Source organism: Leptolyngbya sp. CALU 1928 (assembly GCF_056784215.1).
Genome location: NZ_JBXBCE010000001.1, coordinates 473,600 through 498,550, shown reverse-complemented (window position 1 = coordinate 498,550; position 24,951 = coordinate 473,600). Strand labels below are relative to the sequence as shown.

23 protein-coding genes and 1 pseudogene are annotated in these 24,951 nt (G+C 49.7%); 16 read left to right on the top strand and 8 right to left on the bottom strand.

Annotated elements, in window-relative coordinates:
• Positions 1-36: 36 nt before the first annotated feature.
• From AC1S5B_RS02270 to lysA, 4 genes are all read right to left on the bottom strand, one after another.
• Positions 37-1,365 carry a DUF58 domain-containing protein gene (locus AC1S5B_RS02270; RefSeq protein WP_482034099.1) on the bottom strand — a complete coding sequence of 443 codons (1,329 nt, stop codon included), beginning with the start codon at positions 1,363-1,365 and terminating at the stop codon, positions 37-39.
• 128 nt (positions 1,366-1,493) lie between these two features.
• Positions 1,494-2,243: an isoprenyl transferase gene (locus tag AC1S5B_RS02265; protein WP_482034098.1), complete on the bottom strand. Its 750-nt coding sequence runs from the start codon at positions 2,241-2,243 to the stop codon at positions 1,494-1,496.
• A gap of 80 nt (positions 2,244-2,323) precedes the next feature.
• The gene (gene cdaA / locus AC1S5B_RS02260; RefSeq protein WP_482034097.1) at positions 2,324-3,295 is read right to left on the bottom strand and encodes a diadenylate cyclase CdaA; all 972 of its coding nucleotides are present in this window, start codon (positions 3,293-3,295) and stop codon (positions 2,324-2,326) included.
• Positions 3,296-3,359: 64 nt separating this feature from the next.
• Complete coding sequence (gene lysA, locus AC1S5B_RS02255) at positions 3,360-4,781, bottom strand: diaminopimelate decarboxylase (protein ID WP_482034096.1); 1,422 nt, start codon at positions 4,779-4,781, stop codon at positions 3,360-3,362.
• Between the two features lie 97 nt (positions 4,782-4,878).
• On the opposite strand from lysA, the gene rimI reads away from it, so the two are divergent.
• The gene (gene rimI / locus AC1S5B_RS02250; RefSeq protein WP_482034095.1) at positions 4,879-5,457 is read left to right on the top strand and encodes a ribosomal protein S18-alanine N-acetyltransferase; all 579 of its coding nucleotides are present in this window, start codon (positions 4,879-4,881) and stop codon (positions 5,455-5,457) included.
• A 313-nt stretch (positions 5,458-5,770) separates the two neighbouring features.
• Positions 5,771-8,248 carry an ATP-dependent Clp protease ATP-binding subunit gene (locus tag AC1S5B_RS02245; RefSeq protein WP_482034094.1) on the top strand — a complete coding sequence of 826 codons (2,478 nt, stop codon included), beginning with the start codon at positions 5,771-5,773 and terminating at the stop codon, positions 8,246-8,248.
• A 4-nt stretch (positions 8,249-8,252) separates the two neighbouring features.
• Here AC1S5B_RS02245 and AC1S5B_RS02240 read toward each other — a convergent pair whose 3' ends face one another.
• On the bottom strand, positions 8,253-8,384 hold the full coding sequence (locus tag AC1S5B_RS02240) for a hypothetical protein (protein WP_482034093.1): 132 nt from the start codon (positions 8,382-8,384) through the stop codon (positions 8,253-8,255).
• Between AC1S5B_RS02240 and AC1S5B_RS02235 the strand changes: the two are divergent.
• The 7 genes and pseudogenes from AC1S5B_RS02235 to AC1S5B_RS02205 all read left to right on the top strand — a co-directional run.
• Positions 8,346-8,510, top strand: a pseudogene (locus AC1S5B_RS02235) (IS1 family transposase); the annotation flags it as partial. The gene AC1S5B_RS02240 and the pseudogene AC1S5B_RS02235 overlap by 39 nt on opposite strands.
• 359 nt (positions 8,511-8,869) lie before the next feature.
• On the top strand, positions 8,870-9,850 hold the full coding sequence (gene hemC / locus AC1S5B_RS02230; RefSeq protein WP_482034092.1) for a hydroxymethylbilane synthase: 981 nt from the start codon (positions 8,870-8,872) through the stop codon (positions 9,848-9,850).
• A gap of 249 nt (positions 9,851-10,099) precedes the next feature.
• Positions 10,100-11,194: a DUF6398 domain-containing protein gene (locus AC1S5B_RS02225; RefSeq protein ID WP_482034091.1), complete on the top strand. Its 1,095-nt coding sequence runs from the start codon at positions 10,100-10,102 to the stop codon at positions 11,192-11,194.
• Positions 11,195-11,532: 338 nt separating this feature from the next.
• Positions 11,533-12,981 carry a glycogen synthase GlgA gene (gene glgA, locus AC1S5B_RS02220; protein WP_482034090.1) on the top strand — a complete coding sequence of 483 codons (1,449 nt, stop codon included), beginning with the start codon at positions 11,533-11,535 and terminating at the stop codon, positions 12,979-12,981.
• Positions 12,982-13,145: 164 nt separating this feature from the next.
• On the top strand, positions 13,146-13,835 hold the full coding sequence (locus AC1S5B_RS02215; RefSeq protein ID WP_482034089.1) for a ParA family protein: 690 nt from the start codon (positions 13,146-13,148) through the stop codon (positions 13,833-13,835).
• A complete protein-coding gene (locus AC1S5B_RS02210; RefSeq protein WP_482034088.1) occupies positions 13,835-14,563 on the top strand; it encodes a hypothetical protein in 729 nt (242 codons plus the stop codon). Before AC1S5B_RS02215 ends, AC1S5B_RS02210 begins: the two co-directional genes overlap by 1 nt.
• A gap of 151 nt (positions 14,564-14,714) precedes the next feature.
• The gene (locus AC1S5B_RS02205) at positions 14,715-15,404 is read left to right on the top strand and encodes an ROK family protein (protein WP_482034087.1); all 690 of its coding nucleotides are present in this window, start codon (positions 14,715-14,717) and stop codon (positions 15,402-15,404) included.
• A gap of 3 nt (positions 15,405-15,407) precedes the next feature.
• Here AC1S5B_RS02205 and AC1S5B_RS02200 read toward each other — a convergent pair whose 3' ends face one another.
• Positions 15,408-16,859, bottom strand: coding sequence for a glycosyltransferase family 4 protein (locus tag AC1S5B_RS02200; protein WP_482034086.1), 1,452 nt, complete (start codon positions 16,857-16,859; stop codon positions 15,408-15,410).
• Between the two features lie 424 nt (positions 16,860-17,283).
• Between AC1S5B_RS02200 and AC1S5B_RS02195 the strand changes: the two genes are divergently transcribed.
• A complete protein-coding gene (locus AC1S5B_RS02195) occupies positions 17,284-18,222 on the top strand; it encodes an alpha/beta fold hydrolase (RefSeq protein ID WP_482034085.1) in 939 nt (312 codons plus the stop codon).
• Positions 18,223-18,336: 114 nt separating this feature from the next.
• On the opposite strand, the gene AC1S5B_RS02190 is transcribed toward AC1S5B_RS02195, so the two are convergent.
• The gene (locus AC1S5B_RS02190; RefSeq protein ID WP_482034084.1) at positions 18,337-21,108 is read right to left on the bottom strand and encodes a DUF4347 domain-containing protein; all 2,772 of its coding nucleotides are present in this window, start codon (positions 21,106-21,108) and stop codon (positions 18,337-18,339) included.
• A gap of 419 nt (positions 21,109-21,527) precedes the next feature.
• Here AC1S5B_RS02190 and AC1S5B_RS02185 point away from each other — a divergent pair, with 419 nt between their 5' ends.
• The 6 genes from AC1S5B_RS02185 to AC1S5B_RS02160 all read left to right on the top strand — a co-directional run bounded on the left by AC1S5B_RS02185 (position 21,528) and on the right by AC1S5B_RS02160 (position 23,310).
• Positions 21,528-21,719: a hypothetical protein gene (locus AC1S5B_RS02185; RefSeq protein WP_482034083.1), complete on the top strand. Its 192-nt coding sequence runs from the start codon at positions 21,528-21,530 to the stop codon at positions 21,717-21,719.
• A 154-nt stretch (positions 21,720-21,873) separates the two neighbouring features.
• Positions 21,874-22,110, top strand: a complete 237-nt coding sequence (locus AC1S5B_RS02180) for a type II toxin-antitoxin system Phd/YefM family antitoxin (RefSeq protein WP_482036592.1) — start codon at positions 21,874-21,876, stop codon at positions 22,108-22,110.
• On the top strand, positions 22,086-22,370 hold the full coding sequence (locus tag AC1S5B_RS02175) for a Txe/YoeB family addiction module toxin (protein ID WP_482034082.1): 285 nt from the start codon (positions 22,086-22,088) through the stop codon (positions 22,368-22,370). Before AC1S5B_RS02180 ends, AC1S5B_RS02175 begins: the two co-directional genes overlap by 25 nt.
• Positions 22,371-22,566: 196 nt before the next feature.
• Positions 22,567-22,710, top strand: coding sequence for a DUF433 domain-containing protein (locus tag AC1S5B_RS02170; protein WP_482034081.1), 144 nt, complete (start codon positions 22,567-22,569; stop codon positions 22,708-22,710).
• Positions 22,711-22,798: 88 nt separating this feature from the next.
• Positions 22,799-23,038, top strand: a complete 240-nt coding sequence (locus AC1S5B_RS02165) for a hypothetical protein (protein WP_482034080.1) — start codon at positions 22,799-22,801, stop codon at positions 23,036-23,038.
• Positions 23,039-23,100: 62 nt separating this feature from the next.
• Positions 23,101-23,310 (top strand): hypothetical protein, encoded by a 210-nt coding sequence (locus tag AC1S5B_RS02160; RefSeq protein WP_482034079.1) that lies wholly within the window; start codon positions 23,101-23,103, stop codon positions 23,308-23,310.
• Here AC1S5B_RS02160 and AC1S5B_RS02155 read toward each other — a convergent pair.
• Positions 23,307-24,911 (bottom strand): family 10 glycosylhydrolase, encoded by a 1,605-nt coding sequence (locus AC1S5B_RS02155; protein ID WP_482034078.1) that lies wholly within the window; start codon positions 24,909-24,911, stop codon positions 23,307-23,309. The genes AC1S5B_RS02160 and AC1S5B_RS02155 overlap by 4 nt on opposite strands.
• Between the last annotated feature and the right edge of the window lie 40 nt (positions 24,912-24,951).

Here is a 24,951-nt window from a genome sequence, read left to right as displayed (position 1 = left end):
TGAACTAAAGATGGGAGAGGCATTTTAGGAGACATTTTAAAGTTGATTTCGGGCTTTGAGTTGTAGGTAGCGATCGACTAACTCTTCACTCAGGCGATCGGCGGGGGCATCCAAAACTAACACCCCTTTTTGTTTCAGTTTTGCTAGGGCAAGTTGCCGCTGTGCCAACAGATCTAAGGCGACGGCACGGGTATAAGCATCAGGAACTGTGTTTGTGGGGGTATGAGCTTTGACATCAACCTGGGGATCGCGCAGGGTGACGCAAAAGGGGAGATGGCGCGGAGCTAAGCGAGTCATGGCAGCCAGCAATTCTGCTGAGGCGATTTCATCCACTAGATCGGTGATCAACACCACGAGGGCGCGCCGAGTTTGGCGGGTGGCGATCGCGCTCACGGTTCCTAAATAATCGGGTTCCAATAATTCCGGCTGAATCGGACTGAGCCGCTCTAGAATTTTTGGTAGTTGAGTTTGCCCCCGCTCTGGTGGAATCCAGGTATGGATCTGGCGATCGAACACTCCCACCCCGACGCGATCGCCCCGTTGTAAGCCTGCCAACGCTAGAGACAACGTAGCATTCAGCCCCCAATCAAACCGCGCCAAGCCTTTCACCTGTGCCGTCATCAGCCGCCCCCGATCTAACAGCACAATTAAGGTTTGCTCCTGTTCTGGCTCCAACACCCGCACCACCACTCGACTGCGCCGCGCCGTTGCCTTCCAGTCAATCAAGCGCGTATCGTCACCGCTGGCATATTCGCGCAATTCCGAAAACTCGGTGCCCATGCCGTGCCTGCGAGCCTGCCGCATGTTTCCTGTGGTTTGCAAAGTTAGCCGAATCGAGAGCGATCGCAGCCCGATCAAATCGGGATACACTGCGATCGTTTGGCTCTGAGGAATCTTCCAGTCATGCCAAGCCAAGCCCCACCGCCCCAACTGCTGCACCTGAATATCGCCCCATTCATATTCACCCCGCTTCGACGGAAATGCAGTGTAGGTCAACTCTTGGGTTTGGTCAGCCGACAAATTCAAAGACAAAATCCCTTTAGAGGTGGAAAACTCTTGAGGGGCATAATCCCGAATTTGCAGGACTGTGGGGTGTTTTCCTGATTTCACCGTCAGCCGCACCAGATTCTCCCGCCCAATCGAGAGCCGCTCTAGGCGATCGCGCGTCACTGTCACTCGATTTGCTTTTCCAGTCAGTCCATCTAGCACCATTAAACCCAACACCACCGCATCGAAGCTTAAAATCAATCCGATGGCAAATCCTAGAAGACGCGGATTGATCAAGGTACTGCCCACCGTGGCAATCCCTAATGAGATCGCAGTTCCTAAAAGCAGTAAGCCATAAACACGACGAGAGGGAATCATTGCAAGTTAACCGTGAAAATTCATTACCCGCGACAATCAGGAGTTACTTGATCCGCGATTGGTTCAGTCAGCATTCGTCTATGCCAATTGGTCTATGCCAAGTGGATTTTTCTTCTAAGGTGACTGGCTTACAATTTTCCAAATCGGCGATCGCGCTGTTGATAGTCAAGCAATGCCTGATGAAATTGAGTGCGATCGAAGTCAGGCCATAGCGTATCGGTAACGTAAATTTCACTGTACGCCATTTGCCACAGCAAGAAGTTGCTGAGCCGCATTTCGCCACTGGTACGAATCAGTAAATCTGGGTCACAAATGCCAGCCGTATAAAGATGGCGCTCAAACTGGGCTTCATCAATGTGTTCTGGGTCAATCAAACCTTGCTGAACTTTTTGAGCGATCGCCCGACATGCCTGCACAATCTCCTGCCGTCCCCCATAGTTTTTCGCAACCGTAAACTGAATTCCCTGGTTATCTTGAGTTGCTATTACAGCCTGGTCAATCCGATTCCGCAGAACCTCAGGCAATGCGCTCAAGTCTCCAGCAAACCGAATTCTCACATCTGCCCGAATGAGTTCCTCCAGTTCTCGCCTGAGAACACGTTCATAAAGCATCATCAAAAATTCGACTTCCTCCAACGGTCGTCCCCAATTTTCGGTTGAAAAAGAGTAGACTGTGAGCGCCTGAATCCCCCAATCTTTACAGCAGCGGAGCAATTCCTTTAAAACGTCCGCTCCCCGTTGGTGCCCGCGAATTCTAGGCATTCCGCGCTGCTTTGCCCAACGACCATTGCCATCCATAATCACAGCAACGTGTTTTGGCAACCGATCTTGTAGAAGGTCAGCAGGCAGCTTTTGCAAGGCAACTGAGTGTGCAGTCATGGTTTCTCCATCGATTGTGCCCTATGTCCAGTGAAGCTCAGGCTAGGAAGATTTGGGTGTATCGCCTATCCAGGCTTTATCTACTTTTTATGTTTCCGCCATGGTATTGCTTGTTTCATCAACGACCACGAATTAGCAGCAAGTTGGCGACCCATGGTTCGCAAATTAGGGGCAACGGCTTCGCGATCGACGGATTGAGATAACCGCGCATCCAAAAGCTCTTTTAGTTTACTGCTCGTTAAAGGACGATTTAGCATACCCCGTTCCGCTAAGGAAATAGAGCCTGTCTCTTCAGATACAACAACACAAATGCAGTTTTCGACCCGTTCTGTAATTCCCATGGCGGCTCGATGGCGAGTGCCCAACTGACGGGAAGCGGTGCGCTCAGACAACGGCAAAATTACACCTGCTGCCACCACTCGTGTATCCCGAATCAACACTGCTCCATCATGCAACAGCGTACTGGTCTGAAAAATGGTTTGCAAAAGCTCTTTTGAAACTTCTGCATTGAGACGCACTCCTGGCACCGAAAAGTCGCGTTCATCAATCGGGCTTGCGGTTTCAATAATCATCAATGCGCCTGTGCGATTTTGGGAGAGTTCTTTGACGGCATCAACTATTTCATCTACCGTATCAGTAGACTTATGAGCGCTCCGTTGATAAGGCTGAATTAGCTGTAAAAGTTGACCTCGACCCAACTGTTCCAAAAAACGACGGAATTCAGATTGTAGAATGAATGCCATTGCGACCGCAGAACCAACCACCAGATTGCTCAATACGAAGCTGAGCAGCCTTAGCTCTAGACGAGTACTAACGGCAGCCGCCAGCATGAGGATAATAAATCCCCTTACCATCCACAGAGTCCGGCGTTCTCCAATGATGACTAGCATCATGTAGGTTAGGGTGACGACCAACCCAACATCCAAGAGTGACCAGAGTGCTTCGGCAATATTTTCAGGCAGAAATCGGGTGAGCAGGTTTTGGAAGGCTAAAAAGCATAAGGGTTTTGTCCAACCAGGATTTACCAGCCATTGCTTCCACAAATCTCCCATTGATCTGGTTGAACCTTTTGCCGTTTAAGGTCATGCCGTGCTACATCGTGAGACTCAGTTCACTCTAAGCCTTGATCGCTCCCTGTCTTAAGCGTTCCGGCAACCGATCCTGGCGAATTAGGTCGTCATAGGTTTCGCGCTGTAAGATCAAGTTTGCTTCGCCCTTGTTGACCAATACTGCGGCTGGACGAGGAATGCGATTGTAGTTGGATGACATGCTGTAATTGTAAGCTCCCGTCGCCGGAATGACGAGGGTATCTCCCGGTGACGCGGTTGCTAATTGGGCATCTTTGATCAGCACATCTCCCGATTCACAGTGCTTTCCAGCGATCGTAATGGTTTCCGTTAATGGGGCAGACATCCGACTGGCAATTACGGCTCGATAAACCGATTGGTAGGTGATAGGGCGAGGATTATCGGACATGCCACCATCAACAGACCAATAGGTTCGCAGGTTGGGGATCACTTTTTGCGCCCCGATGGTGTATCCAGTGACGCAGGCGGAGCCGATCAGCGATCGCCCCGGTTCAGAGATCAGCAGAGGATAAGGCACCTGATGAGCATCACAGGCTTGGGCGATCGCCTGAGACACGGTTTTTACCCATGCTTCAATGCTAGGGGGATCATCCGATTCGGTGTAGCGAATGCCTAAACCGCCGCCAATATTCAAAATTGCGATCGGCAAACCGTAATGCGTTGCTTTGAGCAACCACTGCACCATCACATCCGCTAGATCATGATGGGGTTCCAGTTCAAAAATTTGTGAACCAATGTGAGCATGTAGCCCAACACAAGATAACTCTGGATGTTGGACGAGAAATTGAAAGACCTGATCCAATTGGTTTAGATCAAAGCCAAATTTGCTATCAATGCTGCCGGTGCGAATGTAGTCGTGGGTATGACACTCAATTCCTGGCGTGAGCCGAAGCATCACGCGAATTGTGGGTGCACCAGGATTTGAATGCTTCTCACTAGAGATTTCTGCTAGGGTCTTTAGCTCCAGCCAGTTGTCTATCACAATGGTGCAGCCTGAGTCCGCAGCAAGCACCAGTTCATCCCGCGATTTATTGTTGCCGTGGAAGTATAGCTGGATCGGATCAACGCCTGCTTGCAGCGCCGTGTAGAGTTCGCCGCCCGAAACCACATCGATTCCTAGCCCTTCAGATGCCACGATCGCGCAGACTGCCAAGCAATTCCACGCCTTCGATGCATAAATCACCTGGGATTCTCCGGGGTAATACTTTGCAAAGGAATCCCGATATTGCCGACACGCAGTCCGCAAAGTTTTCTCATCTAATATATAGAGAGGAGAACCGAATTTTTGCAGCAAATCAACGACATCGCAACCGCCTACCTCCAAGTGATCCGCCTGATTTACCTGAGCAGTCAGCGGAAATACTTGCTGATTGGGCGAAAGTGATGCACTAGAAAGTTCTGGTAGGTAGTGACGACCAGATTGAGTTTTGGCGGGGCGAGTCGATACCATTACGCGATCGAAAGTCCTAAATAGCAGGTATGCAGCAATTGCTAACTATATCAGTTTACAATCGACTGCCAATGATATCTTTGATCGATTAACTTTTGTGCGTAATCTCCAAGTTCGAGTGCTTACTCCTCAAGATCTGCCCAATGCCCTTGATCTCGATCGCCGTTGTTTGGGTGGCTTGTGGAACTTAGACGGCTATCAGCGAGAAATCGACAGCCCAAACAGTGATCTACTCGTGTTGCAGAGCCAAGTCCTTGATCCCCGATACCCAACACCCGACACCCGACACCCGCCTTCCCTGCTTGCGATCGGCTGCTCTTGGACAATTTTAGAAGAAGCCCACATCACCTTATTAGCGGTTGATTTTGACTATCAACGGCAAGGATTGGGGCAAGCATTACTCTACTGTTTACTAAAAGCTGCCCACGCTCGCGGTCTAGAGCGGGCAACCCTAGAAGTGCGAGTGTCCAATCAAGCGGCGATCGCGCTCTACGAAAAATTTGGCTTTCAAACCGCAGGACGGCGTAAGCGCTACTACGCAAAAACAGGTGAAGATGCCCTAGTGCTATGGCGAGGTGGACTGCATCACCCTCACTTTCCAGCAACCTTGGCAGATTGGCAGCAAGCCGCTAGCGATCGCTTGGGGCGATCGGGCTGGCAGTTGAATGACGAATGACGAGTGACGAATGGCGAATACAAATAGCCAACGCCTAACATTTGATTACTACTTTTTCCTCGCTTCCTGTTCTTCCCTTCGTATTTCGCACTTTGTCATTCGCAATTTCAAACTTGACTTTTAATATCTTTTCAGTTAAGAATCTTCAACTGTGGCAATATTTCAAGTTTTGGTTTCGTTCTGGGAAGCGATTTTTCGCTAAGGTACGGGAATCACGTATGCTTTCGTCTGTTTATCGCAAACAGACGGACAATTTTACTGTGTTAGAATCAACTCTACCCGGCAATGCAGCAGGCGACACAGGAACTAAACCATGTTTGAACGCTTCACAGAAAAAGCCATCAAAGTGATCATGCTTGCCCAGGAGGAAGCGCGCCGCCTGGGGCATAATTTTGTGGGTACAGAGCAGATCCTCCTGGGTCTGATTGGAGAAGGGACTGGCGTAGCTGCCAAAGTCCTAAAATCTATGGGTGTCAATCTTAAAGATGCCCGGATAGAAGTTGAAAAGATTATTGGTCGAGGGTCTGGCTTTGTAGCTGTAGAAATCCCTTTCACTCCCAGAGCGAAACGGGTTTTGGAGCTATCGCTAGAGGAAGCTCGCCAGCTTGGACATAATTATATTGGAACAGAGCATCTTCTCTTAGGGTTGATTCGCGAAGGAGAGGGAGTTGCTGCCAGAGTACTAGAAAACTTAGGGGTTGATTTATCTAAGGTTCGCACTCAAGTGATTCGGATGCTGGGAGAAACGGCGGAGGTTACCTCTGGTGGTTCTCAAGGGCGCACCAAAACTCCAACCTTGGATGAATTTGGCTCTAACCTAACCCAAATGGCGGCGGAAGGAAAGCTTGACCCAGTGGTGGGTCGCCAAAAGGAAATTGAGCGCGTGATCCAAATTTTGGGTCGCCGAACCAAAAATAACCCAGTCCTAATTGGCGAACCCGGCGTAGGTAAAACCGCGATCGCGGAAGGATTAGCCCAGCGCATCGCCAATGATGACATCCCCGACATCCTTGAAGATAAGCGTGTTGTCACTCTAGACATTGGTCTACTGGTTGCAGGCACCAAATATCGGGGTGAATTTGAGGAACGTCTGAAAAAAATCATGGATGAGATCCGCTCTGCCGGAAACGTCATCCTGGTGATTGATGAAGTTCACACCCTAATTGGTGCAGGGGCAGCAGAAGGCGCGATCGATGCAGCGAATATCCTCAAGCCAGCGTTGGCGCGGGGCGAACTGCAATGTATTGGTGCCACTACTCTAGATGAATACCGCAAACATATTGAGCGGGATGCAGCCCTAGAGCGTCGTTTCCAACCTGTCATGGTGGGTGAACCTTCGGTGGATGAAACCATTGAAATTCTCCGGGGTCTGCGGGAACGCTACGAGCAACATCACAAGCTCAAAATTTCCGATCTCGCATTAGAAGCTGCCGCTAAGCTGTCTGATCGCTATATTTCCGATCGCTTCCTTCCTGACAAAGCGATTGACTTAGTAGATGAAGCAGGCTCACGCGTTCGGCTACTCAACTCTCAGTTGCCTCCTGCGGCTAAAGAGTTAGACAAGGAACTGCGCCAAGTCTTAAAAGATAAGGATGATGCCGTTCGGTCTCAAAACTTTGATAAAGCAGGTCAACTGCGCGATCGCGAAATGGAGATCAAGGCTGAAATCCGGGCGATCGCTCAGACTAAAAAAACCGAATCATCGGGTGAAGGCGGCGAAATGCCTGAGGTTGGCGAAGAAGACATCGCTCAGATCGTGGCTTCTTGGACAGGTGTTCCAGTCAATAAGCTGACGGAATCGGAATCCGAAAAGCTGCTGCACATGGAAGACACCCTGCACCAACGCTTGATTGGTCAAGAAGAAGCCGTCAAAGCAGTATCTCGTGCCATCCGACGTGCCCGTGTTGGCTTGAAGAATCCAAACCGACCGATCGCTAGCTTTATCTTCTCTGGTCCAACCGGGGTGGGTAAGACCGAATTGACGAAGGCATTGGCAACCTACTTCTTCGGAGCCGAAGAAGCGATGATCCGCCTGGATATGTCGGAATACATGGAGCGCCACACGGTTTCTAAACTGATCGGGTCACCTCCAGGTTACGTTGGCTACAACGAAGGCGGTCAGCTAACGGAAGCGGTGCGTCGTCGTCCTTACACGGTGGTGCTATTCGACGAAATTGAAAAGGCTCACCCTGATGTCTTCAACATGCTGCTGCAAATCTTGGAAGATGGTCGCCTGACCGATGCCAAAGGACGCACAGTAGACTTCAAAAACACCCTATTGATCATGACCTCCAACATTGGGTCTAAGGTCATCGAAAAAGGTGGCGGCGGATTGGGCTTTGAGTTTGCGTCCGAAGGGAACGCGGCTGAATCTCAGTACAACCGCATTCGTTCTTTAGTCAATGAAGAACTGAAGAACTACTTCCGCCCAGAGTTTTTGAACCGTTTGGATGAAATCATCGTCTTCCGTCAACTGAAGGAAGAGGAGATCAAGGAAATCGCCGATATCATGCTCAAAGACATCTTTAACCGATTGCAAGAGCAAGGTATTACCTTGGAAGTCACCGAGAAGTTTAAGGATCGCTTGGTCAAGGAAGGCTATAACCCTGCCTACGGTGCCCGTCCATTGCGTCGTGCCATCATGCGCCTGCTAGAAGATTCCCTTGCGGAAGAAATCCTGTCGGGTCGGATTAAAGATGGTCATACTGCCATCATGGATGTGGATGAGGAAGGTCAAGTGAGAGTCCTTATGGGCGAACAACGCGAACTTTTGCCTCAAGCGGTTGAGTAGCAGTTCAATACGCAACTAAATCCACAAAGGTAGGAAGGACAATCTTCCTACCTTTTTTGTTGGACGCGATCGCCACTTCCATTCGGCGATTGCCACCGTTGGTAAAGTCAATACTCAAACTATTGAGCGCAAACACCTGATCTTACGCACCAGAATTAAGCGACTGACGCGTAAAACCATTTGCTTTTCCAAGTCCATCTGGCTGCATGGTGTAGCTATTGGACTATTCATCAACCGTTATGAGTTTGGATTGTCCATCTAGCTTTCGATCCACCCGCCTAGAACACTGCCCAATCGCCATAAGACCATTTTTGGGAAACGCGATCGCAGAGAGAAACTAATGAGCGATCGCGGTTTTAGTTGAAAGTGAGATTGCGATTAGGAAGCAGAGCGATGGATCGATTCTGATCAAATGGACGTAAAATCTAACCACACATACGACCCGCAATCGCGGGATCATGAGCAACCTAGGAGAAAACCTTGAAGGTTCCTAACTTCCCCGCTTAAGTGCCAGCTTAACTATCTGTAATACTTAAGCCAATTGAAAAGCCCGTCAATTGGTAGTCACACTGCGGTAAGGTGAAAAAAGTTACTTTATTAAAGACCCCTTAAATTTGCGCCATGTCTACAGTCGCAGCACCCACGGTTTCCAGTTCCACCCGCACCATTCGTATTGGTTCTCGTAAAAGCCAACTGGCGCTAGTGCAGACTTATTGGGTAAAAGATTGCCTCCAAGCCGCGTTTCCAGATATCACCTTTGAAGTTCACACGATGAGTACTCAAGGGGACAAAATTTTGGATGTGGCGCTGGCAAAAATCGGTGATAAAGGATTGTTTACGAAAGAACTCGAAGTTAGCATGATCAATGGGGATATTGATTTTGCGGTTCATTCCCTCAAAGATTTGCCGACCAACCTGCCCGATGGCTTAATGCTGGGCTGTGTGACTGAGCGAGAAAACCCTGCCGATGCGCTGGTGGTTCACGCCAAACACCAGGGTCTTCAGCTTGAAACGTTACCAGAAGGGGCGGTGATTGGCACCTCTTCGCTACGTCGGCTAGCACAATTGCGCCACCATTTTCCCCATCTTGCTTTTAAAGATGTGCGCGGCAACTTGAATACGCGGCTGGCAAAGCTGGATGCAGGTGAATATGACGGACTGATTTTGGCGGTGGCGGGGTTGCAGCGTTTAGGGATGGGCGATCGCGTTCATCAGGCAATTCCCGCAGATATTTCTCTCCATGCCGTAGGTCAAGGTGCCTTGGGGATTGAATGCCGCGTTGGGGATGATGACGTACTCACGGTGCTGAAGGCATTGGAGCATTTACCCACTGCCTATCGTTGCTATGCGGAGCGGTCATTTTTACGTGAATTAGAAGGCGGTTGTCAGGTGCCCATTGGCGTAAACACCGTTTTGGAAGGCGATTCACTCACCTTGACGGGCATTGTAGCTAGCCTGGATGGTCAGCGGTTGGTGCAAGATACGGTCACAGGAGCGGCGATCGATGCAGATAAAATCGGCATCCAGCTTGCCCAGCAGCTACGTCAACAGGGTGCCCAAGCGATTTTGGATGAGATTATTTCCACCCTCGATCGCGAATAGGCAAAGGTGGCAAATCGCTTTGATCTTAATCATCGTTAGTCTTACCAGGAGTTTGCTGGTGTTTATCCCGAACTTGATCAGGCGCTAATTGAGCAGCAGGTTGGCGCGATTTCGATGGAGTTTTAGGGAAGAGTGAGGGGCGATCGCGCCTACCGATGGATTAATGGATTAAGATTTTAAGACCTAGGCTGCACTGTTCATAACACAATTGCTCATCGCATCTACCTGATTTCTCATTGCTCCAGCGTCATGACTAAATCCAAACGCTCTGAAGATGTTCCCAAGGCAAGCGAAGCGAAGTTCAATAGCATTGTTGAACTCACCGATGAATTTGCACGGCAGCATCTCAATGATGAGTACGCCCAACTGATGCGGCAAGCCACGGCTGCTCTCTGTCGGAAGCGACCTTCTCCGCTCGATAAGGGACAGGCAAAAACCTGGGCTTGTGGCATTGCCCATGCGATCGGGATGGTCAATTTTCTGTTTGATAGTTCTCAGACTCCTCATATCAGTGCCAGTGAACTCTATCGATGGTTTGGAGTGGCTGACAGTACCGGGCAAGGCAAATCGAAGTTGGTGCGGGATACGCTGAAGATGCGGCAGCTTGACCCGGATTGGTGTTTGCCTAGCCGGATAGAGGATAATCCGTTGATCTGGATGCTGACGGTGAATGGCTTCATCATGGATATCCGAAACGCGCCCCTTGGGGCACAGGTGGAAGCCTATCGGAAAGGGCTGATTCCCTACATTCCAGGACAAAAGGACAACAGTGACGCGATCTCGAACGCCATCTCTCAGACCCCTCTTGCTCCGCGCAAAACTCGTAACGTCCAATCTAAAAAGCGGGTGGCTGCAAATCAATCGCCTTCTCCAGAGGCTCTCCAGGCTTTATATGTTTTGGAAGTTGTGTTGCTTGACGGTCCGATTACCGAGAAGTTCGTTAAGAAAAATCCACAAGTCATCCGAACAATCGAGATTCGGGGCGATCAAACGCTGGCAGATTTGCATCAGATTATCTTCAAGGCATTTGATCGGGAAGAAGAACACATGTATGAATTCCAATTACGAGGCAACGGACCGAATGATCCCAATGCCGATCGCTACGGATTAGCGATGACCTTAGAAGATGATTTTGGTGAACCGTTGGCTGGGGACGTTGCCAAGACCAAAATTGGAGCGCTAGGTTTAGCGATCGAGGAACTGTTCGGCTATTGGTTTGATTTTGGCGATGATTGGTGGCATCAGGTGGGTGTTGTGGCGATTATGGAACCACAACCCAAGGTGAAATACCCTCGGATTACAGAACGGATTGGCGCAAGTCCGCCCCAGTACGCTGAATTTTAAGGCAATTCAAAGATGGCACCCATACTGTCCAGTCTGTCTCGCTCTGCTGATGATCCAGTAGAAACCGCAGAAATTATGCTAACGGGGCGGTGCTTCGGGCGTTGAATGGCTATTTCTAAATATTCATGGCATTTTATGGTTGCTTTAACACCACAACACCACACGCTGGATGTATTTGGGCGATCGCCCTTGATTCCGATGCTTTCTTCGCAGTTTCCCGTTCATCTGAACCGTTAGGAGCGTCCCCTACTGGTTTATGATCACAGTGCGAACCTGAGCAAATTCTGATTGGGTCGTCAACTGAGCAAGGGTAGACCGTTTAGGGGATAGAAACCAGCATGAGAATCCTGTTTGTTGCAGCAGAAGCCGCTCCATTTGCCAAAGTGGGCGGCATGGGGGATGTGGTTGGTGCCCTGCCCAAAGTTTTGAGAAAAATGGGGCACGATGTGCGGATTCTGATGCCCTACTACGGGTTTATCTCCGAAAAGGTAAAAGTTCCCAAAGAGCCGATTTGGGAAGGCAAAGTCATGTTTCAGGATGTCCAAATTTTTGAAACGAAACTGCCTAATTCTGATGTGCCCGTGTATTTGTTTGGGCACCCTGCGTTTGTGCCTCGGCGCGTTTATGGAGGCGAAGATGAAGCATGGCGGTTCACACTATTTGCCAATGGCGCGGCTGAGTTTGCCTGGAACTATGCTTGGCGACCCCAAATCATTCATTGCAATGACTGGCATACGGGCATGATCCCCGTCTGGATGCATGAAACTCCTGACATTTCTACCGTATTCACGATTCACAATTTGGCATATCAAGGTCCTTGGCGCTGGTATTTGGAGCAAATAACTTGGTGCCCTTGGTACATGCAAGGACACAACACCATGGCAGCAGCGGTGCAGTTTGCCGATCGCGTGACCACCGTTTCGCCCACCTACGCCCAACAAATTCAAACGCCTGCCTACGGCGAACAGCTAGAAGGATTAATGTCTTTTGTCAGCGGCAAACTGTCTGGGATTGTCAATGGCATTGATGCGGGATCTTACAATCCTGCGACCGACAAGAGCCTGACGCACACCTTTACACCGGAGACTTTAGACGATCGCACCGCCAATAAAATTGCCCTGCAAGAAGAAGTCGGCTTAGAAATGAATTCTGGCGCATTTCTGATGGGCATGATCACCCGCTTGGTCGAACAAAAAGGGCTGGATTTAGTCATCCAAATTTTGGATCGCTTCATGGCATACAGCAATGCCCAAATGATTTTGCTGGGCACGGGCGATCGCTATTATGAAACCCAAATGTGGCAGCTAGCCTCTCGCTATCCCGGTCGGATGTCGGTTTATCTCTTGCATAACGATATTTTGGCACGACGGATTTATGCCGGCTGCGATACCTTCCTCATGCCCTCCCGCTTTGAACCCTGCGGCATTAGCCAAATGCTGGCAATGCGCTATGGCTGCGTTCCTGTGGTGCGGCGAACGGGTGGATTAGTAGATACCGTGCAGCATCATGAGCCAATGAATCAGTCGGGTACGGGCTACTGTTTCGATCGCTACGAGCCGTTGGATTTGTACACCTGCCTAGTTAGAGCGTGGGAAGGGTTCCAATATAAAAAAGAGTGGCGCGAGTTACAGCAGCGCGGCATGATGCAAGACTTTAGCTGGGATCAATCGGCAGTGCAATACATTAATCTCTATCGGGGGATGTTGGGTGCCGCCGCCGATGAGCCGGATCTGAATCCTGCTCAAGCAGAACCAGAAACCCTGCCCAAAAAGGCGCTCGTATCCTAAAAAAAGTAGAGAGGTCAAGGAGTAAAGAGAGATAGGATTACTTCTACGCACTGCTCCCTGCAACCCGAAACAAATATTTTTAGGAGTAGGCGAGTTTATTCGGCAGAACACGTTATAGTCTTCCCGTTAGGTCAGTGATATTGTGAGCGATCGTGGCAGTGCAAGTGTCTTCTCAGATTACATCCGATCCCATTAAGAAAGGGGACAGCTCGTTTGAGCTAGGGAGTCGGGTATTGGTGGTACTCAATGGCAAAGGTGGAGTTGGCAAAACCACAACAGCAGTCAATTTGGCAGCTACGTTGGCTGAACACTACACCACACTACTAGTGGATGCCGATCCCCAAGGCTCGGCGACTTGGTGGGTTGAGCGCAGCAACAAGCCTGTTAAGTTTGATATAACCAAAGAAACCGATCCACTGCTGTTGGCAAATTTGCGATCGCTCCAACAATATCAGGTGATTGTAGTAGATACGCCCCCCGCTCTTGGATCAGATGCACTGCTTGCCGTTGTTCCGGCTGCGGATTATGTTGTATTGCCCACACCCCCCGCGCCGATGGATCTCGCTGCATTGATTGAAACCGTGAGGGCAACCGTGACCCCGGTAGGTGTTGCCCATCGGGTTTTGCTGACCAAGGTTGATCCGCGCTGCTTAGGGGAAGCTCTAGAAGCGCAGAATACTCTAATGGAATTAGGGATTCCTGCCTGTCATGCATTTATTCGAGCCTATAAAGCTCATGAACGGGCAGCCTTGGATGGAGTCGCTATTACCCAATGGCGAGGAAAAAACGCCAAGGAAGCCGAAGCCGATTATCGCCGTGTAGCCGATGAAATTCAGCGCGATTGGAGAAATTAATGGTTAGAAAACGATTGTCAGATATGTTGCGTGAGGAAGCGCAAAAGCCTGCTGAAACAGAGCTAGAAACAACGCCTGACGAAGCGATCTCGTCCAGCACGACTCCATCCCAAACTGCGACAAAACGCAAAAGCACAACGACCGGATTACGGGCTGCTGCTAGCCCTCAGTCTTCTAATGCTTCTAAAACTACAGCTTCTAAAACTACAGCCTCTAAAGAAAAAGCAGCCGCGATCGCGTTAGAAGTCACCAGATTAACAGCCGATCTGGAAACGGCAGCGAAGCAGGTGACCGATTTAAATCAACAAGTTACGAATCTAAAAGCTGAGCTTGAAGATCAGATAACCACTTCAAAAAAACTACAACCCACTTTAGAGAAAGCCGAAAAGCGCAATCAACAGCTAGACGCTGAACTCAGCGAAGCCAAACAAACCATCTTGCAGCTTGTCGAGGTCAATTCTCAACTAAAGCAAGATCTGGCTGTAAAACAACAGGCTGTGGCAATCCCTGCAACGATTCCTAAGGAAATTGCTCCTTCCTCCAAAACCTCCCTTCCAAAGCCCTCGCCGATTGTTCCGGTTGAACCCAAGAAGAGTCCTTTGGCATCTGCAACCTCAATCCATCAGGAGTTCTTGCGGCGGCAGCAACAGTCTTTGGCACATCCAGTCTTTCCAGTGGGTAACTCTCCGGGTCACTTGTCTGACCAAGATTTGGGTTGGGTCGATTAGAATCACTCTTTAAAGATTAGAATCACTCTTTAAAGAATTGAGAAAGAACTTAGCAGGTTCTTCGGTTTCCATGGGATGTTTTTTGATAGCGCTGTTGCGGCTCAACAGCCTGATAAATGACTACTAAACTTTGAAAAATCACCTGAACAGAATGGGTAAGCAAACACTCTCAGTAGATATTGGTGGAAGCGGCATCAAAGTGATGGTGCTGGATGAAGCAGGAACACCGCTAACGGAGCGCGATCGCCGAGATACGCCCCAAACTCCATCTCCTAGCGTGGTGATTGACATGGTGAGGGAACTGGCAGCCACCAAAGAATTCGATCGCGTTTCCGTGGGGTTTCCAGGTGTGGTTCGCAACGGCATCACCGAAACGGCGGTGAACCTCACGCCGGAATGGATGGATTTTGATCTTGCCACGGCAGTGGCAGAGGCTCTTGGGAAACCCACTCGCGCAATTAACGACGCAGATATGCAGGGGTTGGGTGCGATCGCCGGAGTCGGCGTAGAACTCGTCGCCACCTTGGGAACTGGGTTTGGGTCTGCTTTATTCCTGAATGGTCAGCTAGTGCCTAACTTGGAAATGGGACACCACCGTTTTCGTAAAGGTGAAACCTACGAGCAACAATTGGGACGAGCAGCCTTAGATCGAGCCGGTAAGAGACGGTGGAACGATCGCCTTCAAAAAGCGATCGCCACTCTACAGCATCTCTTCAACTTCGACACTCTCTATCTGGGAGGTGGAAACACCAAATTTATTACGATAGAATTACCGCCCACAGTCAAAGTGGTGCCTAATGTCTCTGGACTGCTAGGCGGCATCGCCTTATGGAAAGAGTAGCTCCTAGGATGCTTTTGTCATCGCCGCTGCCGGAGTTGTAAGACGCTGGCTGCTAGGTTGCCACAAGCCTTCATGGGAAATCGACTGTGCCAAAAGATTACGATACAAATTGCTGAGGTGAGCGGCAACTCCTGACCAGCTAAAGTTTTGTTGAACTCGAATCGATGCCTGTCGCCGTAGTTTTTTCGCCCAAAGCTCTTGGCTGAGAATGCGATCGATCGCATTAGCAAACCCATCCACATCTTTCGGCGGCACCAGCAAACCGGTTTCTTCGGGAACCACGGTAAACTTTAATCCGCCCACATCGGAAGCCACCACTGGAGTGCCGCACGCCATCGCCTCGATCGCCACCAATCCAAATGGCTCATAGTGACTTGGAATCACACACACATCCGCAGCCGTGTAGTACAGCGGCAACAAATCATGTCCAACACGCCCCACAAATTGAGTTTGGTCTGCCAATCCTAGCTCCCGCACTTTAGCTTCAATTCGCTGCCGTTCCTGTCCATCGGCTTGATCAGGCTCACTCCCGCCCACAATCACCAGCTTCAGCTTGGAGGGGTTTAGGGCATAGGGGGTAGGCATTAGACAAGACCCATCCACGCCTAATACGCGGCAGTTCACCCCGTCTTTCAGCCTTGCACAGGCTTTCACGAGAGTCTCAATCCCTTTGCGGGGATCAAACCGTCCGACGTAAAGCACGATCGCCTCATCCTGTCCTAATCCAAGTTGGGCGCGCGCTTCAGCTTTAGGAATGGCATGAAAATTTTCGATATCGGTGCCGCAAGGAATCACTTCGATGCAGCCCGACTGAGAAACGAGCGATCGCAACGTTTCTTCTTCTTGAGGGCTGGTCGCCACAATGCAATTCGCATTTTCTAAGACTTCTTGTTCAATGCTCAAACGAGTATCCGCGATCTCCGGACGCAGGGGAACCGCTTGATATTTCACAGCACCCAAGGAATGGTAGGTATGAACGAGTTGAATATTAGTCTGTTGCTTCAGTTGCAAGCCAACCCAAGCCGACATCCAATAGTTGGTGTGAATCAATGGATAGTTAGTGCCTTCTTTTGCTTGAAACGCTTGAAATGCACTGACAAACTCTGGCATGTAGCTAAAAAGCTGATCGCGAGGAATAAAATCTTGAGGACCTGCAACCAGCCGAATGGTGCGGCAATGGGGCGAGTGTTGCACGATGCTGGGGTCGTCTGCTTTCGTCTTACGGGTAAACATATCAACCTGCCAACCCAGCTTTGCCAGCGCTTCCCCAACCTGACGAACGTAAACATTTTGTCCGCCTGCTTCTTCCTTGCCAATATCTGCCGCCGGATCGCCATGGTCAGAAATCAATGCAATTGCCTGACGACCGGGAACCAGTGGGCGAGAGAAAGCAATGGGTCTGGCTGGTTTTGGAGCCGCGACTGAAACACTGGGCTTAGCGTTAAAACTCACCATACTTTTACCTCATCAATTCAAACAGTTGATCGATTCTGAATAGAGACGAAACTAGCGCTACACGCATGACTAAAGATGCTAACTTTTGAAGAATTTTCCTTCAGCGATCGCGGCTAGGTGACTAATGATCATCTAAATACGCAAATTCCACCTTTTTAGATAAATTACTGCCCATAAGTTGGATCTACAAACTCTCTAGAGACATAAATCTAAAGAACCATTGAAAGCTAGGAAAAAAAGCAACCTAGGCTACATCTTTCTTAACAATATTGTTACAATTTGGGTGAGTAGAGTGTAGCACCTCAACTAGGATGTTGATGTTTAATTGACGTTCAGAGCAAAACGTCCCATTCATAAAATGGCGCAACTACTAGGTTTCAGATAGCAAGTTTCAGATAGATGCTAGATGCTAAATAAAAAATGAATGAAGAATATTGACACCCCTGTAGCCGTTTCAAATGCCGAATCTTCTAGTCATAAATTTCAGGTTTGGAATTGGAAAGGATTTTCCATTCGTTACCAAACTCAAGGCGACAGTGGACCCGCGATCGTTTTAATCCACGGGTTTGGGGCTTCCTTAGGGCACTGGCGCAAAAATATTCCAGAGTTAGCAACGGTCGGACGGGTGTTTGCGATCGACCTAATTGGTTTTGGTGGATCAGATAAACCCACACCTGGAGTCTTCAAAGCTGGCGAACAGGTAGAATACACCTTTGAAACTTGGGGAGAGCAGATTGCCGATTTTTGCTGTGAAGTGGTGGGTGAGCCTGCATTTTTGATTGGCAACTCAATTGGGTGTATTGTCGCCATGCAGACAGCGGTCGATCATCCTGACTGGGTGCGCGCAGTGGCGCTGCTCAATTGCTCTTTGCGGCTACTGCACGATCGCCGCCGTGCTACCCAACCTTGGTTCAAGCGCATGGGCACCCCAATTTTGCAGCAGGTGCTAAAAAAACGGGCGATCGGACGGGCATTTTTTCGGCAAGTTGCCCAGCCTCAAACCGTGCGTAAGATTTTGCTCCAAGCCTATGCACATCCAGAAGCCGTCACCGATGAATTAATCGAGATTCTCATGGCTCCTGCCAAAGATCCGGGTGCAGCGGATGTGTTTCTCGCGTTTACAGGCTACTCTCAAGGACCACTGCCCGAAGATTTGCTCGAAATTTTGCCCTGTTCGGCTCTGATTTTGTGGGGAAGCGCTGACCCATGGGAACCGATCGCCCTTGGTAGAGAATTTGCCAAGTTTGCCTGTGTTGAGCAGTTTATTACCCTAGAAGGATTGGGTCACTGTCCTCAAGATGAATCGCCAGAGGTCGTAAATCCGATTCTGCGACAATGGATTTTGGATCACGCGATCGCATAGCGACTGAGGCTTAAGCAAGCGCAATGTGTGACTTTAATGACTGAAAACCCTTCTCTTGGGGAAGAAGGGTTAGGATGAGGGCAATTAGCTACCCATCGCGTTCAAGCAAGTGTTTTACACCACGTTCCAACCGCTTGAAGGCGACACAGTGCCAACATTGACAAAGCTACTGCGTGCAGTGCCATTCATGCCCCACACTGCCACGCTGCCATCTAAACTGTTGCGCCAAAGAACATCCGCATTGCCATCATTGGTGAAGTCAGCCACCCCAGCAATCTTCCACCCTGAGCTACTCGGCACACTCTCAATAAAAGTAGATTTTGTGCGAGTGGTGCCATCCATTTCCCACACAAGATTTTGCCCACTGCTACCATTGCGCCAAAGAATGTCGGTTTTACCATCTTTGGTAAAGTCACCCGTTCCGACCACTTCCCAGCCTAACCCTACCGCCACGCTATTGAGAAAAGTAGATTTTGTGCGAGTGGTGCCATCCATTTCCCAGACCAGGTTTTGCCCATTGCTACTATTGCGCCAGAGAATGTCGATTTTACCATCTTTGGTAAAGTCACCCGTTCCGACCACTTCCCATCCTGAACCCACCGCCACGCTATCGATAAAAGTAGATTTTGTGCGAGTGGTGCCATCCATTTCCCAGACCAGATTCTGCCCACTGCCACTGTTGCGCCAGAGAATGTCGGTTTTGCCATCTTTGGTGAAGTCGCCCGTTCCGACAGCCTCCCACCCTGAATTTGCCGCTATGCTATTGATGAAAGTGCCAGTTTTGTAAGTGGTGCCATCCATTTCCCAGACCAGATTCTGCCCACTGCCACTGTTGCGCCAGAGAATGTCAGTTTTGCCATCTTTGGTAAAGTCGGTTGTATCTGTGCGATTGACTTGCAGCGATGCGGTATCAAATTGCACACTGAAGGCGGTGGAGTTGCCGTTGGTTGTGGTGTCTGCTATTGCCCCATTGGTGCCACTGGTTTGATCCCAGGCGCGGTAGGCGATTGCCTTGTCAAGGGTGCCCGTGTAGCCAGTGTTGGGACGGAAGTATAGGCGGGTGCTGGCGTTATCGGCAAGCAGGAGCGCATTGGTATCGGAGACTGGGTCAAGGGGTGTCCAGTTTGCGCCATTATTGGTGCTATAAAACCAAGAGCCGTGGCTGGTGTCGGTGTCAGTGATGGCGATGCCAGTGACTGCGCCCGCATCGGGGTCAATCACGTTGTTTTGTCCACCACCGCCCGTGAGGTTGGCGAGTTGGGAGATGCTGGTGCCGACGGCACCGAGGGGAGCGGGGGCGTTGAGCCGCACACTGTTGAGGGTAACGACAGTATCAATCAGAATGGGGGCATCATTAGGAAAATCATTGTCGGTAATCGCAATCGCTTGAGTAGTCGTGCCACCCAGGACAATGCCAGTCGAAGGGCTGCTGAGGGTCAAGGTCGCAGTTTCGGTGCCTTCAACCAGGACATCATTAACTACGGTGAAGGTCGCGGTGCCTGTGGTTTGTCCACTGAGAATGGTGATGGTGGGACTGCTCAAGGTATAGTCGTCGGCGGTGATGCCGGTGCCTGACACTCCTAAGTTGAGGGTCTGGTCACCCACAACCGCACTGGCGGCGGTGGCAGTGACGGTGATGACGGTGGTGTTGGCTTCCGTGCCTGCGGTGCTGTTGACTGAGAGGTTGACCTTGGGAACAGGGATACCGGTTGCTCCTAGAAATGCTAAATATCCAGTGCTGTCTGTTTTTTCAACCGTGATACTGCTCACCGTTTTAGTGGGATTAGGATTGACAAAGCGAAACCCAAATACAGCAGGGTTATTTGTGTCTTGATAGCCAGATGCGTCAGGAGTAGCCCGATCCAGCCCATCAATCAGATAGTATTGCGACGTTGATTGAGCAATTGAACTGAACCAGTCGGGGATTGGAACTGAATTGGTTAGCTCAGTGGTGCCATCGCTGTAATTAAACACAAGGCTTGCGGCAGTAGCTTGTTGTGTTGCAAAGGCAGCAATATGAATCTCACTGTAAGTATCTAAGGTGACAGCGAAATTGAAAGAACCAGTTGGAGTTTCTATTAACCTGGCGTTGTTACCATTGTTCGCATTATTGTATTGAAGAGCAATTGTGGGATGGTAGATGTTGGCGGCAAAGAGTCCGTCATCAGGTAACCCATTCGGATTGAGAGGGAAAGTATAATCGGCGAAGGACTGGGTAACTAGAGCATAGACATTATCAAGGCTGTCTTGAGTTAAGTCCGTTGCTCCTCCAGTGCGATTGACAATGACATCGGCATTAAAGACTGAAGAGACATCAAAGTAAACTTCTGCAAAGGTGCCCTTGTAACTTGCCAAGGCGGTTGCCTGAAATGCCGAAGAAACTGCAATTTGTCCAACCGTAATGTCCAACAACCAATTGCTTTTAAGTGAACTGTTGCCAAGCACATCAGAGGCGGCAGCGATTCCGGCTCCTGTTAGTTGATGCAAATATTCTAATAATTTTTGATTTTGTCCGACTTGACAACCATAGAGCAGGATTTCCTGCACTTGCCACCGAGACACGATCGCGGCGTGAGTGGCGATCGTAGCAGTACTCAGTTCTCCTCGTCCCAAGTGCATGATTCCTGGTGCGCCGTGACCGATTAAATAAAGCGCATGGACTGTACCCGTGAGCTTGAGTACTGCATCTATTTGCTCAATGCAGTCTTCTTCAGGGTGCAGAATATAGGTTTGAATGCCCGTTCTCAAAGCTGCTATTAGAACAGATAAGTCATTTATGCGGGAGTCGATGAAGGCGATCTCACAGGAAGAGTTCTGTATGGCTGGAAGACTGGGTCCCGTAATGAAATGGTTGACATTAGAGCGAGAAAGAGTGGGTGCGGACATTTTTTCTCCAAGTAAGTTTGCCGACAGTTTGTTGGGTTGGATCAGTAGCGGTGCCGGTGAAGCCGATTGTTCACTAACCCATATAAGCGGTCGCGTGTGCCATCAACTACCTCAATCCCCAGTTCTGAGTGTTACCCGGAGGTGTTGGCAACGCTTTATAAAAGGTTTGAGAAACTTAGAAGTGCCTTATAAAGGCTTTACAGAGCCTAGGGCAATCAGATAGTTCAGAATCTTGGGATGGGTTCTAATGGCTCAGAGTTATCCGCTTCCTGTGCTTTTACAGAAGTACAGTCTTTTCCATTACGGAAACTCCAAGTAGCTTTTGGCTAGGGAAGAGGAGCAGATCAAAAATAACGGGTCAAAACAGCCTACAATGCAGGGCGATGGAGAAGATTGGCGCTGGCGCAAAATAGGGAACTATGGAACTGGAAAATAAGCTGAAAGAGGTGAACACAAAGGCACTGGAGCAGGCGATCGCTAAAGTCATCACCGATGCCACAGGCTGGGAATATGACTGCACTTTTAAGGTGATTGAGTATGTGAATACGGGCACCGCAGAAGTGAAGCTGGTGCTGGAAACCACTGACTGGCTAATGCCCAAGCAAGATTAGGTTAGGCTCGTTACAGGTTAAGGACGAACGGTGCAGGCTTTGCGATCACTGCCTGCTTGTTTCAGTGTGGTTTGCATGAATCGTGCACAATAGGAGAGTATCAATCAGCCGTCGATGGTATCTAGGAAGGTATACTTAAGCAAATGTGAGCACGATGATCCCAGTTAATGAAGCTGAACAACAGTTGCAGAGTTTGATTGATGCGGTCAGCCAATCGCATCAACCCATTGTGATTATAGGGCAGAGTAGCAACGCCGTATTGTTGTCTGAAGCAGACTGGGTATCGGTGCAAGAAACACTGTATCTGCTCTCGGTGCCGGGAATGCGAGAATCGATTCGAGAAGGATTGGCAACATCGATCGAGGAATGCAATCCGGAGTTGGAGTGGTAAGTTGGGATTTGGTTTACACTAAGCAGGCACAGAAAGATGCCAAAAAGCTGACTTCTAGTAATTTACGAGATAAAGCGCAAACTTTACTTGACATTGTTCAAACCGATCCATTTCAGAACCCACCACCCTACGAAAAGTTAGTGGGAGATCTAGAAGGGGCGTATTCACGGCGAATTAACATTCAGCATCGTCTTGGGTACGAGGTAATCGAGTCTGAGCATACGGTGAAAATTTTGCGAATGTGGACACATTATGAGTAGTATGATTCGCGTATGAGCGATCGCTGTCTGCTTGTTTAAAGGCGATCGCAGGCTTTAAGGACGGACGGTGCAGGCTTTGCGATCTAAGGTTGTAGAGCTACCCTCAAATTGGTATTGAGGCGATCGCTTCCGATAGGCATTTTGAGCAGGAGTTGTAGGCTAAGATCAAAGGGACTCCTGCTATTGGGTAGCTGATATGACAACCGTAGGGCGTGTTATTCATAGTGATCCTGACATCTTGGGAGGAATCCCTGTTTTTGTTGGAACTCGTGTGCCAGTGAAAACGTTACTCGACTATCTCGAAGCGGGTGATCCACTCGATGAATTTTTAAGGAGATAGCTCTTTCAGAAAAGTAGCGCAGCGCTTCTGTGTCAGCAAAAACTGTGTCGAGCGGTGGGTCACTCAGAAGCGGACAGAAGGTCATGTGGTGCCACGCAAGCAGGGTGGGTCGGTGAGTGCGGTGATGGAGCATCAAGATCAGTTGATGGCGATCTTCGAGCAACAGACCGATGCGACCTTGGCAGAATACTGTGAGTTATTGTTTGATGCGACTGGACTATGGGTAAGCCAAAGCACCATGTGTCGGACATTCCAGCGACTAGATTTACCACGCCAAAAAAAACACTCCGCGCCCACCAAGCGACGAGCGAACGCGTACAACGCTTAAGAGCGGAGTATTGGACCCAAGTCAAGGGGGTAGACCTCAAGGACTTAGTGTTTCTTGATGAGATGGGAGTTTTGCTGGGACTGATGCGAACGCATGCCCGTGCAAGGTCTGGAGCACGAGCTTACGACTTCAAACCCTTTTATCGCGGTAGTAAGGTGAGTGTCATTGGTGCGATCTCGGTCTCAAAAGTCCTGGCTGTAGATCATTTTCCAAGTGTTCGACGTGAGCAAGCGATCGCTGTCTGTTTGCTTAAGGGCGATCGCACGCTTTAAGGGCGAACGGTGCAGGCTTTGCGATCGCGGTCTGAGCCGGGTTCTTGCCAAGAATAGGCAAAATGGCTCACCGATTTAAGTTGCGGTGCCATCTGATAAAGCACCTGCATTTGGTTTTCCAACGGTGGACGGTTGCCCACGGATTTTTGCCAGACTCCAGCCAGTACTGGTTTCACTTGCACTCCCGCCGGGGCACGGCTTAACACTCGCTGAATTTGCTGCATGATGCAACTGGTATTGCCACAGACCCCATATGCCATGGGGTGCCACTCTGCCGTAGTTGGAAATCGATCCCACAGTTGCAGCCGCGAATCATAGCCCTGCCCGATCGTCAGGTTGCCATCAGGAAAAAACACCACTCCAGTCGCCATGCCTCGATTTTGGACATTGCCTGTGGCTTCATTGACAAAATCAATTACTCCTTGACCCGCATGGGCAACCGCTAATCGCCAGAGTTCTGCCTGAAATAGTGTGGCTTGTTTCGCAGTTGGCAAGGTGGTAGGAATCCGTGAGCTATCAATTCCCTGCCAAGTAGGGCGCTGTTCTGACAGGGAGGAAGTTGTCAGATTTTTAACGCTATTGGTTTCTTTCAAATCATTGGCTTTAAGAAAGCCATATTGCAAAAAACGTCGTAGTAGCTCCACGCCGCTGGCATTTTGGGCACGTTGCAAAAGCGTCTGTTGGGATGCGTCACCATACACCCATAAATCTTGGACTTTGCTAGCGACTGAAGCACCGCCACTGCCGCGTGGATATCGGATGTAGTCGAATAGGATGCCATCGGGTTTGCGCTGAGCGATCGCCGAAATTAGCGACGAATAATCCTGTCGGGCTTGAGGACTGTAGGGATCAACAAACACTTCATCTGGATTGAGTTTTCCTAACTCGGTGCTGAGTCCCGGCATCACATGGGCGGTTAAGCTCGTTTGCCCTAACCCATTTTTTGCTAAGGTTTGCTGGCGATCAAAGCGGCGCAGATAGTTTGCGCCAAAATTCAGACCAAACATCCAGGCATACACTTTCAGCCCGCGCGCTCGTCCTTTTTGAATCGCTTGTGCTAATAAATCAACATTGTCGGCACCAGAACCCGCCAAGGTAGATAGCCAAGGAGTGGCATTTTGGTTGACGGGCAGCAGCGCCCGACCCGTGTAAAATGCCTCGACATAAACCTGGTTGTAGCCACGATCTACAATGCGATCGAGGACTGCTTCAAGTGCGCCGGGTTTGGTATCACACGCATAGAGCCGAATCCAGATTGCTTGATTTTGAGGCCAGGTCTGGGTGCGGCAAGTTCGCAGGCGATCGCCCTGTTGCACCAGCAATGCTTTATATTTTTTCTGAGCGTCTGCGTTACCTTTCACCGCTTCCACACGCAGCTTGGCTTTCTGGGCGATCGCGGCGGCTGTTTGCTGGCAGTAGGGCGTGTTTTGGGCTTGGGCAGACTGAGGCGGCAATGCCGCAGCGACCAATCCTGCCGTAATACTGATGACAACAGCACGGCAACCAAGGCGCGATCGCTGACTCAGCCCCTGCGCCAAAGATGATTGGTTCGATGAAAACTGCCCAATAACATGCACATCGTTAGAACCGCTAGAAGTCATGGCACAAATCAGGAGGATCAAAAATCTGCTTTACAAGGCT